Here is a 12298-nt window from a genome sequence, read left to right on the forward strand (position 1 = left end):
CCAATTACTTGTATTTTCCTGTTCTAATTTTATAAATCATAATCCAGAACACTGATGATAATCTATTAAGTGCCTTTATTAAGTCTTCTCTTTCAACTTGTCCATATTCTCCTTTAAAGGCTTCATATGCACAAAGCTCAGCTTCTCTTGTAGCACTTCTTATACTATTTATACATATTACTACTTCTCCCATCTCATATGATGGAAACTCATGTCCTATACCAAAGTACTTTTTAGGATAATGCGATTGCTCTCTTAGCTCATCAGGAGTTAATCCTAAAAGAGTGAACTCTTCTAATTTTTCTTCTAATACTTCACATCTCATTATGTTTCTTACAAAATTTAATACCTCTTGTAAGTCTTTTGTTAGTTTTGGCATATTACTTTTTTGAGAAAGTATTTGGCCTTCTAGTATTTTAGACTCTAAAGAATCTATTTTACCTCTAAGAATTATTCTTTTATGATCCTTAAATACTAATAAATTTCCATTTAATTGAGTCATGTGCTCTGGCTTTTCATCTAATTTAGCACCAAATACAGTAGTGTATTTATATGATTTTTCTTTTATAACTTCTTTTATAATTTCTTTCGGATCATTACTCACTTCACTTATGCTATCAACATATTTAAGTTCAATACTTTTTTCTAATAAATATGATTTTGCTGAAGGAGTTATTATCTGGCCCTTTTCTATATAAAATTCTGTTAACTTGTCTTTATTTTTTCCTATTCTTCTTCTTATTTCACTCTCTGTTAAAACACCCATTTTATCACATCTCCTACTAGATGTATAAAAGGAGATGTCTCATAGTTATAAATTGCTTTATTATTATGAAACAATCAGCTTTTGAGACATCTCCTTTTTTATCAAAATTTATTTATTCATTTGAGCAACGAGTCTTTTTAGGTCGTTATCTAAATGAGCATCGTGAATATTATTCAGCAGATACTTTTGGTAATATAGCATCTACTTCAAAATGTGGTCTTGGTATTACATGAACTGATACTAATTCTCCAACTCTTTCAGCAGCTGCAGCTCCAGCGTCAGTAGCAGCTTTAACAGCTCCAACATCTCCTCTTACCATTACAGTAACTAATCCTCCACCAACTTGTTCTTTACCTACTAATTGTACGTTTGCAGCTTTTACCATTGCATCTGCTGCTTCTATTGCTCCTACTAATCCTTTAGTTTCTATCATCCCTAATGCGTTTGCGTTTGCCATAACAATTACCTCCAAAATTTTTATATTATTATTTTTTATTAATTAATTGCTGTCCTTAACTTATTAAACTTACTAATTTAATTCTTTAACTATTTTTTTTACTAATAAATTTATTAACTCTTCTTTGTTCATAGATTCAAATACTGAAGTTTCAACTTTAGGAGTATTTCCTTTAAGTTCTTCAATTTCTTTAACTCCATAAGCTACTTTTTTAATATTTATTAAATCAAGCGGTCCTACGTTGTTTGAAGTTGAACTTCCACCTATTGCTCCACATCCTAATGTTAAAGCTGGTGTAAGATTAGTTGAACCACCTATTCCGCCAAGTGCTGACGGAGTATTTACTAGTATTCTTGATACCGGCATATTAAGTGCAAATCTTTTTACTAACTCTTCGTCATTTGCATGCATTGAGAAAGTATGTCCTGCACCTTCATTTAATAATACTGCTCTACATCTATTTAATACTTGATCTACGTTTTCTTCAACATAAAATGCTAATATTGGAGCAAGTTTTTCTCTAGAGTAAGCTACGTCATGTCCTACTTTAGTTTCTCTCGCTATTAGTACTTTTGCAGTAGATGGTACATTTTTTAAATTAGCTAAGTTTGCAATTGTTTCTACACTTTTTCCAACTATTTGTGGGTTCATAGTACCATTTGCTCTTAGTATAAACTTTGATAACATGTTGCTTTCTTCTTCATTTAAGAAGTAAGCTCCTTGATTTTTAAGTTCATTTACTACAACATCTTCCATAAACTTTTCAACAACTATTGATTGTTCTGATGCACATATAACACCATTGTCAAAAGTCTTAGAATCTAATATTCTTTTAACTGCTAACTTAACATCAGCACTTTTATCTATAAATGCAGGTCCATTTCCTGGTCCTACTCCTATTGCTGGAGTTCCTGATGAATAAGCAGCTCTAACCATTGCTTCTCCACCTGTTGCTAATATTAATTTAGTATCTTTATGTTTCATTAATTCATTAGTTCCTTGGATACTTGGTGTTTGTATACATAATATAGCATCTTCTGGGCATCCTGCACTTATAGCTGCTTCATTTATTATTTTTACAGTTTCAAGTATACATTTTTTAGCATTTGGATGTGGCGAGAATACTATTGAATTTCCTGCCTTTAAAGATATCATAGTTTTGTATATTACTGTTGATGTTGGGTTAGTTGAAGGTATTAAACCTGCTACAACTCCCACTCCAGTTGCAATATCTATAGTTTTCTCTTCTTTATTTTCAGCTATTATTCCAACAGTTTTTGTATCTTTTAATGTTTCATAAACCATTTTAGATGCAAATGTATTTTTAACTATTTTATCTTGCCATTTTCCAAATCCAGTTTCTTCATTAGCCATTTTAGCTAATTTTTCAGCATTTTCGAATGCCTTGTCTGCTATAGCCTTTACTATTTTATCTATTTGTTCTTGGCTCATTTGGCTAAGTTTTTCTTGAGCTACTTTAGCTTTTTTTACAAGAGTTCTTACTTCTTGTATAGATAGTAAATCTTTATCTAAAAGTGTCATATCTATCTATCCTCTCTACTTAGCTTATAAATTAAATCTATTAACTCTTCCTTTTTTAAAGAGTTTAACTCTTTATTAGTTACAGAGCTGTCTAGTTTCTTTATATAAGCTTTTAATTCTTTTATACTTTTCTTTGATAAATCTTCTTTATTAGAATCAGCACTATTTTCATTTTCTACTGCTTGATCTAATTCATTTTGATTTAAACTGTCAGTATTATTTTCATTTTCTAATATTTTATCTTCTAATATTTCATTATTTACTTTTATACTAGAATCTTCATTTATTGTTATTTGTTCTTCTTCTAAAGGAGAAATTTCTGTTGATACAGCTTCTTGTACTTCACTATTTATGTTAACTTCTTCTTTAGTTTCTTTTTTATTTTCTTTTTTGAATAAAACATCTGCAACTTCTTTATTAATTCTTGGTATTACATGAGTTGATCTTAATGTTCCAATTCTATTAACAGCCATTTCAGCTGACTCTACTGCTGATTTAACTGCTCCTACATCTCCACTTATTGTTAAAGTGACTATACCACTTCCTACTTTATCAATACTTACTAAACTTACATTGGCAGACTTTAAACAAGCATCACTAGCTTCTATAGCAGCAACATATCCTATTACTTCTACTAAACCTAAAGCATTCATCTATATTAGAATCCTGTTGGGTTATCTGCTACTGATTTTACTGCTTCTGCAAAAGCATCACATGCTGCTTTACAAGCTGATTGAGAACCTGTAAGTAATGCTCCACCAAAGTTTGTTTCAGTTGGAGGTGCAAATAATTCACACATTGATACATCTGCTGCCTTCATAGCTGCATCTAGACCATACATAGCTTCAAGTGGTGGTGCTACTAAATAAGCTAATGCCTCTCCTTCTCTTATTCCTGCTACTTTAGAAAGATAAGTTCCTGTTCTTGATACACAATGAGCATAATATGCTATTGAGTCATCATCATTAGCACTTATAAATGTTGATCCATATTCCATAAAATCAACTACTGCATTTAATCCACTTCTTACTTCAGCAGGGCTTGGTCCTGCTATTATACCTAATACTTCACCTGCAAGCTTAGTTGATGCATTTGCAGCTCCTGCATACATTGATTTTGCATAAACTACCTCTACTTCTGAAGCTTTAGTAGCTTCATCAAGTGCAGTGTATGTTACATCATCACAATCTGCTGTTATTAATCCTAAACTTTTGTGATGTGGCTCAAGTTCTAACTTTTTAGCCATTTCTGGGCTTACATTTGATATTATTTTTATTCCTAGTATATTAGGACGAATTACATCATTTTTCATAGTTTATACTCCTTTAGGTTATTATTTTAGGTCTATTCCTGAAGCTTTTTTATCTAACATTGTTTTTATAAGTTCAGCTATATGAGCACCTGCTTCAACTGCAGTTGTTCCTCCCTTATGGATGTTTGATATAACTGTTCTTTTAGCTTCTGCCATTCCTATATATGGCTTGTATGCAATGTATGCTGACATTGATTCAGCAGTAACTAGACCTGGTCTTTCTCCAACTAACATACATATAACTTCACAACCTAATTCTTCACCTAAGTGGTCCATAGCACCAACTCTACAGTGCTTAACAAATACTAATTCACCGCATTGTATACCATACATTTTTAATCCCTGTTTTATAGCTGGTACACAATCTTTTAAGTTTGCTTCTATTGCAGCTGAGCTTAATCCATCTCCTACCATGATTAGTACTTTTTGATTAGTTCCTACTTTATCTTTTAAAACTTTTATAGTTTCAGGCGAGAACTTTCTACCAAGGTCTGGTCTTGTTAAGTACTCATCTTTATCATTACATAAAGTTTCTACTGCAAACATGTTGTTTTCTTTTACGAAATCTTCATTTACATATGAGAATACAGCATCTTGTGCAGCAGCGTGGTCTGCTCTAAATCTTAAAACTGTTTCTGTTTTATATCTAGCACCACATCTCCCTATCCCTATTCTTGCAGGAGTCTTAGCTTTCATATCTAAGTAGCTTTCTGCATCTTTAGGATTATCTACTAATAATTGTTTCTTTATATCCACTTCTGTTATATCATCTATACAAGCATCATTATCTACTACAGTATTACTTACCTTTTTAACAGTTTCAGCTATAACGTTTGAATCTATATCTCCAACCATTTGTCCTACTAACTGTTCTACTAATGCTTTTAAATCCTTTTCATTCATATTAAAGACCTCCTATCCTAATAATATTGATGCATCTCCAGCTATTTCAGTTAACTTACCATCTTTAGTGAATCCCATTTTTTCAGTCCAAGCATCAAATTCTTTTATTGCTGTTAATCCAAACATTTCTCTAAGTGCCGCTGTTTCATGGTATCCTGTTGTTTGGTAGTTAAGCATTACGTCATCTCCATGAGGTATTCCCATAAAGTATGTACATCCTGCTGTTGTTAATAATATAGCTAAGTTTTCCATGTCGTTTTGGTCTGCCTTCATGTGATTAGTGTAACAAACGTCAACTCCCATTGGTAATCCACTTAATTTACCCATGAAGTGGTCTTCAAGACCTGCCCTTACTACTTGTTTTGCATCGTATAAATATTCAGGTCCTATAAACCCAACAACTGTGTTAACTAAGAATGGCTCGAATTTTTTAGCAAATCCGTAACATCTAGCTTCCATAGTTACCTGGTCTATTCCATGATGGGCTTCTGAAGAAAGTTCTGAACCTTGCCCAGTTTCAAAGTACATTACATTAGGTCCTGTAGCTGTACCATGTTTAAGTGCTAATTGTCTAGCTTCTTCTATTGTGTCACCATTAAATCCAAATGCTTCATTTCCTTTTTCAGACCCTGCTATAGATTGGAATATTAAATCTGCAGGAGCTCCATTTCTTATTGCTTCCATTTGTGTAGTAACATGTGCTAATACACAAGTTTGAGTTGGTATTTGATATTTGTTTTTAACTTCATCAAATCTTTTAAGTACTTTTGTAACACTCTCAACTGAGTCATCAACTGGGTTAAGTCCTAGCACTGCATCTCCTATACCGAAAGTTAAACCTTCAAGAAGTGATGCAAGTATTCCATCTGGATCATCAGTTGGATGGTTTGGTTGAAGTCTAGCAGATAAAGTTCCTTCTTCACCTATTGTTGTGTTACAATGAGCTGTAACTTTTATCTTTTTAGCTGCATAAACTAAGTCCATATTTGACATTAATTTAGCAACAGCTGCTATCATTTCAGAAGTTAAACCTCTTGATATTCTTTTTATATGGGCACTAGTAGTATTACTATCTAATAGCCATTCTCTAAATTCAGATACTGTCCAGTCTTTTATTTCTTCATAAACTTTTTCATTTACAGCATCTTGTATTATTCTAGTTACTTCATCTTCCTCGTAAGGTACTGCAGGATTGTTTCTTATATCCTCTAACTTTATGTGTGATAAAACAACTTTTGCTGCAACTCTTTCTTCTGCTGATTCTGCTGCAAGGCCTGCTAATCTATCTCCTGATTTTTCTTCATTAGCTTTAGCCATTACATCATATAAGCCATTGAACTGATAAGTACGTCCAAATAATTTTGTCTTTAAAATCATTTGCTTACCTCCCTCTATTAATTAAAAACTAATGTTTTTATTACCACAGGTAATACTTTACCTTCTACTATTGGTTTACCAATGTCGATATAATCTCCATTTTCAACCTTGATACTGTCTATACAAACGATATCTTTTTCATAATTTAAAATTGCATAAATGGCTTGTCCTAGTACTTTTGCCATATCGTTTTCAACAATTACTATAAATGGCAAATTATTGTCTATGATTTCTTTCATTCCATTTACAAATCCATTTGCATATTCTTGTATATCTAAAAAAGTTGGATTTTTCTTGCCTGTTATGGCTATTGCAACTTTTTGAAGATCATTTTCTAACTTAAACCAATTAAGTTTACTTTTTATTGCTTCTTTTATCTGTGCTTCATTACCATTTTCTTCTTCTGGTGACAGCTTTAAAACAGGTAAATTTTTAATTGGAAAAGCCTCATGTGTGTAAGTTATTGTACTTCCACTTACTTCTGTAGTATGAGAACCCGCTCCTACTACTGTAGCTCTTATAGTTTCTAGAGATTTTACTAAATTTATATCTTTAAGGTATTTGCTATTTCTTATTGCTTGACCAAGTAAGATACCTAAATCTCCATATTCAAAATAATCTTTTATTTCTCCATCATAGTAAATATAATCAGCTACTCCACCAGAAAAAGATACGTTTTCAATCTTTTCATTTAATTTTATAGATTTATTAGTCATTATAAAGTCAAACAAAGGTGTTTGTGGCTTTAATCCAATACTTTCTGCTATTAAATCTACCATTATATCTATTATTGGTTTTGTATTTTCAATTGTTGCTGTTGTTCCTACTCGGAGATTAATATTATTTTCATTAATAATTTTTTCTATCTTAGGTGATATATAAGTTATTTTTTTGCTTATCTTATCTACTTTTATAAGCCTTCCACCTATATCAAGGCACCCAGTGTCAATTACTTCTCCTCTTTTAAATGATGCTAAGTTACTAGTTCCTCCACCTACATCTATATTTACAACAGTTGTAGAATGTTCTTTTGAGTAGATATGAGCTCCAGCTCCTTTTCCAGAAATTATACTTTCTAAGTCTGGACCTGCCGTTGCTACAACAAAATCACCCGCAAATCCACTTAAAGTATGAAGCACATCATTTGCATTTTCTTTTCTAGCTGTTTCACCAGTTATTATAACTGCTCCTGTGTGTATATCTTCTTTAGCTATATTTGCTAGTTTGTATTCCTTATCTACTATATTTTTTATTTCTTGACCATTTATCTCATTATTTGAAATAAGAGGTGTAAAGTATACTTGACTTTTGTAAATAATTTCTTTGTCTACTATACTGATTCTAGGTACTGAAAAACTCGATGCCGTATTTTCAACTATTAGTTTTGAAAATATTAACTGAGTAGTACTTGTACCAATATCAATACCAACACTTAATAACTCTTCTCGCATTTTTTCACCTCCAAGTTAAAAGTATGTTTTAAACAAACAAAGAGGCTCAAAGCTATAATAAATATAAGCTAAAAATCAATAGATTTTTACTACTTACTTCATTAATAACCTTAAGCCTCTTTGCTCAATTAAAACTACTACTTCGTAGCCTTGTTATTATTAGTATTAATTTTTAAACAGGTATCTTAAGTAATATCTTAGTACCCTTTTCGTTTGATTCTCTTTCTAAAGTTCCTTTCAAAACTTGTGTAATATAACTGTCTATTATAAAAGTTCCTAGACTTTTTCTATCTATATCATTAGTTGAAAATCCTACTCCATCATCTATTATTGCAATGTTTTTATAGTTATTTTCTTTGTTAATCAAAATTCGTATATTACCACTTTCTTTTCCTTCAAAAGCATGATCATAACAATTTTGAATTATCTCGTTTATAACTAATAGTATTGCCGTTGCTTTCTCTCCACCTATCTTAAAATCTTCGCCTGTTATACAAATGTTTATATCTTTATTATCACAATAGCCTCCTTGGATATTGCTTACTAGTAAATTCATAGCTTCTAATATAGAAATATTATTATCTTCTTCTTTAGACAATAGATGATGTGTTGAAAGTATTGCAAAAACTCTATTTGTTATATTATCTAAACAATGTTTTACTTCTTCATTGTTTGATAGTCTACTTTGCTTTCTTATTATTGATATTACTGTATGAAGATTATTTTTAACTCTATGGTGAGCTTCCCTTACTGAAACTGATTTTAAAACTAATTCAGCTTCTTTTTGTTTTAAATCACTTATATCTTCAATTATTTTAACAACTTTATACTCATCATCTTTGATGTGTATTGTTTTTATTTTGAAATATAAATCATCAATACAAACTTCATTGGTTTCATCATAATTTTCATCTAGTAATATATCTTCAAATTTTTTAGGTTCTATATATATATCATTATAATGTATGTCTTGTATATCACATAAAAATCCAAGCTTTTCATACATTTTTACTGCATTTTTGTTTTTGATTTTAAGTTTTCCATTTTTATCAAATATAAGTATTGCCGCATTTAAATTATCTGTTAAAAAATTGTTATTCTTTATTAGATTTATAAATTCATGTGAGTTTTTCTTTTTATCAAATCCATCTTTCAACTCACTACTTATATCTTTCTCTACGATTAATACTGCTATAACTTTTTCATCTAGTGTTACAGGTTGAATAGTTTGTTTTACTACTTTATATTCTTGTGTTAGAGCCTTTATATCCCTAGTTGTTATTCCTGTATTTAAGGTCTTTATAACTCCTGGTTCATTTTCATTTAGAGCTTTTTTTCCTACAACGTTTTCAGCATAAAGAGATTTATTTTTCGGCTTACTGTGACAAACTACTATTGCTTCCTCTACATCTTTACTCAACACATCAATGAAAACATCGCTATCATAGAAGTTTGCCATTAAATCTAGAGATTTTGAAACTTCTAGGATCTTATCTATTTCATTTTCATTTAGTATTGTATTTTCTTTGCAGAGTGATTTTATTATGTTATTCATCATATCCAATTATAATCATCTTAGCAATTTCAAGCATTGTTGTTCTCTTGTCCATGCTAAGTTTTCTTATTCTTGTGTAAGCCTCATCTTCACTAATCTTAAATTCTCTTATAAGTATGCCTTTAGCTCTTTCTACTATTTTTCTTTCTGCTAACTTAGAATTCATTTTTTCTAAGTCTTTTTTCATTTGTTCAAATTCTTTGACTTTACTTAAACACATTTCAATTGTTGGTATAAGTGATTTTTCACTAGCTGGCTTAACTAAATATCCAAAAGCGCCTATACTTTTAGCTTTTTCAATGTGTTCTTTATCTTCAAATGAAGTTAATAAAAGTACTCCACCTGCTAAGTTTTCTTTAGCCATTATTTTTCCAGCTTTTATTCCATCTAGTATTGGCATATCTATATCCATAATTACTAAATCTGGATTATGCTTTTTACACATTTCAACAGCTTCAAATCCATCGCAAGCTTCACCTATTACTTCATATCCACGGTCCTCTAGAATATCTCTAATATCCATTCTTATAAGAGGTTCGTCATCAACTAATAGTATTTTTCTCCCCATATGTCTTTACCTCACTAACTAAAGGTTAATGTTTGCCAGGTAGTCAAATAATGACGTAAGACCAATATCATCTACCGTATCTATTTTAAATATTTGACTTGCACCTGCTAATTCTAGTCTATCATAAGCTAGATTTATTTGCTCTTCGGTTGCTTTATTTATTTTTGTTATTATTCCTATAACATCTTTGCAAAACATACCTGCAAATCCCGGTGCTATATAATTTTCTTCTTGAGTTGGATCATATACGATTGCTATAACTTTTGCATCTACTGATGTAGTTATTAATGCGTTGTATAATCCTCTGTTTTCCATATATTCACCAGGGGTATCTATTGCATTATTGTATAACTCCACTGATTGTGTTTTTTTATATTTTATTTCTAATTGGTCTAGTTTTTGGCATAGTGTTGTTTTTCCACTGCCTGTCTTTCCCATAAATATTATATTTTTCATCACTATGTCCTCGTTATTTTCGCAGATGAGAAGTTTAGCATATCTCCTAAAACTTGTAAAACTTCATTTAATGCTGATTCTACTGAACTTACATCACCGCTTATTACTACTGATCCACTGAATCTGTCTATAAAGCCTAATGACACATCTGATGATTTTGTTGCAACATCTGCTGCTATTATTGATGCTTCACTTGGCGTTATTGTTAGTATTCCTATTGCATCTTTTTTCTCAATAACTAGTCCTAATTTCTTATAAATATCTTGATTTGGATTAGCTATTATATGTGCAAGAGTAACTTGTTTACCTGGAACATATTCTTGGATAACTCTTTGTTTAGTTTCTTCTACCAATTTAATTCCTGCTTTCTTTTGTCATTTAAATAAATAAAAGCTTCTAAAAGACACATACAGAATATATCTTTAAGAAGCTTCGTTGCTTTTTATCAAACTATCACGCCTTTGTGATACTTTTATTATAATCAGTTGCCATATTTTTGTCAATATTTATTTGATAATTTATAAAAACATTTTCCTTTATTTTTTTCGACACGCTTATTTGCTAGGTTTTTACAACTTTCGTTTAATTATTACTTTATTTTATTTAATATATCTATTATATCTTTTTCTGTAGGAACTCTTGGATTTGTTTTTGTACATCCATCATTTATAGCAAGTATTGCTATTTCATTTTCTACACTACTTAAATCATATATGTTAACTTTACATTGGCTTAAGTTAGTTACCATATTCATTTCCCTTTGAAGTTTCTTTATTTCATTTACTAGATTCTTGACACCCATTCTGACATTAGATGTATTTAAACCTAATAACATAGATATTTGTGCATACTTGTTAGCAGCCATTGAATATTTTGTATTTGTATAACCTACTATATCTGCATTGTATTCTATTACATGAGGTAATAATATTGAGTTTGTTCTTCCATGAGGCACATGGAACTTCCCACCTAGTACGTGTGCTATTGAGTGATTTATCCCTAGTGATGTTTGATTAAATGCCATTCCTGCTAAACAAGATGCATTGTGCATTTTCTCTCTTGCTTCTATATCATTTCCATCTTTATAAGCTCTTGATAAATATTTAAAAACAAGTTTTATAGCTTTTTCTGCTAAAGCGTCAGAAAAGTCGTTAGCTTCAGTTGACACATAAGCCTCAATAGCATGTGTTAATACATCCATTCCCGTATCCGCTGTTATAAAGTTTGGCACTGTTTTTACTAGTTCCGGATCAAGTATTGCTACGTTAGGTAAAAGATCATCACTTACTAAAGGGTACTTTGTTCCTTTTTGCTTATCAGTTATTACTGAAAATGATGTTACTTCTGATCCTGTCCCACTAGTGGTAGGAATTGCTATAAACTCTATATCATTTGTTTTTAATATTTTTTTAGAAAAATCCATTATAGCTTTTGAAGCATCTATCGCAGACCCTCCACCTAATGCTATAAGCACATCTGGATTTACTTCTTTAAAAACCTCTATTCCACTTACTACTGTTTCTATTGGTGGGTCTGGAACTATATCACTAAATACTTCATATGATCCTTCTTTCAAATTTACTAATATCTTATCTATTGCTTTTGACTCAACCATAAATGGATCTGTTATTATTAATATTTTTTTATTTTGTATTTCTTGTAATGCCTTTAAAGAGCCTTCTCCAAATTTTATTTTTGTCTTAATTTCAAAACTATGCAATTTAATCTCTCCTTTTATTTTATATTCTAATATAAATTAAATTTACTATTTCCCAAGAAATACGTTTTCTTCAGTATTTATAAGTACTAAAAATTATTTTTCCTTGAGTAACATGTTTCATCTTTAATTAATACTTAAAAAAACAAAAAAGCTCCATAGATAATCTATGGAGCTTCATTGCTCTGTTAACA

13 protein-coding genes are annotated in these 12298 nt (G+C 30.6%); all 13 read right to left on the reverse strand.

Annotated features, from left to right (window positions below; translation table 11 throughout):
- Positions 1 to 4: 4 nt before the first annotated feature.
- Positions 5 to 766 (reverse strand): cobalamin adenosyltransferase, encoded by a 762-nt coding sequence (locus BLP75_RS00370; protein WP_092721766.1) that lies wholly within the window; start codon positions 764 to 766, stop codon positions 5 to 7.
- Between the two features lie 169 nt (positions 767 to 935).
- On the reverse strand, positions 936 to 1223 hold the full coding sequence (gene eutM / locus BLP75_RS00375; protein WP_026901054.1) for an ethanolamine utilization microcompartment protein EutM: 288 nt from the start codon (positions 1221 to 1223) through the stop codon (positions 936 to 938).
- 72 nt (positions 1224 to 1295) lie between these two features.
- Positions 1296 to 2765: an acetaldehyde dehydrogenase (acetylating) gene (locus BLP75_RS00380; RefSeq protein WP_092721768.1), complete on the reverse strand. Its 1470-nt coding sequence runs from the start codon at positions 2763 to 2765 to the stop codon at positions 1296 to 1298.
- A gap of 2 nt (positions 2766 to 2767) precedes the next feature.
- Positions 2768 to 3418 carry a BMC domain-containing protein gene (locus tag BLP75_RS18470; RefSeq protein ID WP_092721770.1) on the reverse strand — a complete coding sequence of 217 codons (651 nt, stop codon included), beginning with the start codon at positions 3416 to 3418 and terminating at the stop codon, positions 2768 to 2770.
- Positions 3419 to 3423: 5 nt separating this feature from the next.
- On the reverse strand, positions 3424 to 4077 hold the full coding sequence (gene eutL / locus BLP75_RS00390) for an ethanolamine utilization microcompartment protein EutL (RefSeq protein WP_092721772.1): 654 nt from the start codon (positions 4075 to 4077) through the stop codon (positions 3424 to 3426).
- Positions 4078 to 4098: 21 nt separating this feature from the next.
- Positions 4099 to 4980: an ethanolamine ammonia-lyase subunit EutC gene (gene eutC, locus BLP75_RS00395; protein ID WP_092721774.1), complete on the reverse strand. Its 882-nt coding sequence runs from the start codon at positions 4978 to 4980 to the stop codon at positions 4099 to 4101.
- A gap of 12 nt (positions 4981 to 4992) precedes the next feature.
- Positions 4993 to 6357 carry an ethanolamine ammonia-lyase subunit EutB gene (locus tag BLP75_RS00400; RefSeq protein ID WP_092721776.1) on the reverse strand — a complete coding sequence of 455 codons (1365 nt, stop codon included), beginning with the start codon at positions 6355 to 6357 and terminating at the stop codon, positions 4993 to 4995.
- Positions 6358 to 6374: 17 nt separating this feature from the next.
- The gene (gene eutA, locus BLP75_RS00405) at positions 6375 to 7808 is read right to left on the reverse strand and encodes an ethanolamine ammonia-lyase reactivating factor EutA (RefSeq protein ID WP_092721778.1); all 1434 of its coding nucleotides are present in this window, start codon (positions 7806 to 7808) and stop codon (positions 6375 to 6377) included.
- Positions 7809 to 7980: 172 nt separating this feature from the next.
- The gene (locus BLP75_RS00410) at positions 7981 to 9366 is read right to left on the reverse strand and encodes a sensor histidine kinase (protein ID WP_242872370.1); all 1386 of its coding nucleotides are present in this window, start codon (positions 9364 to 9366) and stop codon (positions 7981 to 7983) included.
- Complete coding sequence (locus BLP75_RS00415) at positions 9356 to 9931, reverse strand: ANTAR domain-containing response regulator (RefSeq protein ID WP_092721780.1); 576 nt, start codon at positions 9929 to 9931, stop codon at positions 9356 to 9358. Before BLP75_RS00415 ends, BLP75_RS00410 begins: the two co-directional genes overlap by 11 nt.
- 18 nt (positions 9932 to 9949) lie before the next feature.
- Positions 9950 to 10387, reverse strand: a complete 438-nt coding sequence (locus tag BLP75_RS00420; RefSeq protein ID WP_092721782.1) for a EutP/PduV family microcompartment system protein — start codon at positions 10385 to 10387, stop codon at positions 9950 to 9952.
- A gap of 2 nt (positions 10388 to 10389) precedes the next feature.
- The gene (locus BLP75_RS00425; protein WP_092721784.1) at positions 10390 to 10740 is read right to left on the reverse strand and encodes a BMC domain-containing protein; all 351 of its coding nucleotides are present in this window, start codon (positions 10738 to 10740) and stop codon (positions 10390 to 10392) included.
- 236 nt (positions 10741 to 10976) lie between these two features.
- The gene (locus BLP75_RS00430) at positions 10977 to 12107 is read right to left on the reverse strand and encodes a 1-propanol dehydrogenase PduQ (protein ID WP_092721786.1); all 1131 of its coding nucleotides are present in this window, start codon (positions 12105 to 12107) and stop codon (positions 10977 to 10979) included.
- Positions 12108 to 12298 lie beyond the last annotated feature (191 nt).

The organism is Romboutsia lituseburensis DSM 797 (genome assembly GCF_900103615.1).
Taxonomy (GTDB): domain Bacteria; phylum Bacillota; class Clostridia; order Peptostreptococcales; family Peptostreptococcaceae; genus Romboutsia_F; species Romboutsia_F lituseburensis.

Excerpts from the sequence above, each read along its gene's own strand:
- BLP75_RS00370 (WP_092721766.1), bottom strand. The coding sequence starts at position 766 with ATGGGTGTTTTAACAGAGAGTGAAATAAGAAGAAGAATAGGAAAAAAT.
- eutA (WP_092721778.1), bottom strand. The coding sequence starts at position 7,808 with ATGCGAGAAGAGTTATTAAGTGTTGGTATTGATATTGGTACAAGTACT.
- BLP75_RS00415 (WP_092721780.1), bottom strand. The coding sequence starts at position 9,931 with ATGGGGAGAAAAATACTATTAGTTGATGACGAACCTCTTATAAGAATG.
- BLP75_RS18470 (WP_092721770.1), bottom strand. The coding sequence starts at position 3,418 with ATGAATGCTTTAGGTTTAGTAGAAGTAATAGGATATGTTGCTGCTATA.
- eutM (WP_026901054.1), bottom strand. The coding sequence starts at position 1,223 with ATGGCAAACGCAAACGCATTAGGGATGATAGAAACTAAAGGATTAGTA.
- BLP75_RS00420 (WP_092721782.1), bottom strand. The coding sequence starts at position 10,387 with ATGAAAAATATAATATTTATGGGAAAGACAGGCAGTGGAAAAACAACA.
- BLP75_RS00410 (WP_242872370.1), bottom strand. The coding sequence starts at position 9,366 with ATGATGAATAACATAATAAAATCACTCTGCAAAGAAAATACAATACTA.
- BLP75_RS00400 (WP_092721776.1), bottom strand. The coding sequence starts at position 6,357 with ATGATTTTAAAGACAAAATTATTTGGACGTACTTATCAGTTCAATGGC.
- BLP75_RS00380 (WP_092721768.1), bottom strand. The coding sequence starts at position 2,765 with ATGACACTTTTAGATAAAGATTTACTATCTATACAAGAAGTAAGAACT.
- eutL (WP_092721772.1), bottom strand. The coding sequence starts at position 4,077 with ATGAAAAATGATGTAATTCGTCCTAATATACTAGGAATAAAAATAATA.
- eutC (WP_092721774.1), bottom strand. The coding sequence starts at position 4,980 with ATGAATGAAAAGGATTTAAAAGCATTAGTAGAACAGTTAGTAGGACAA.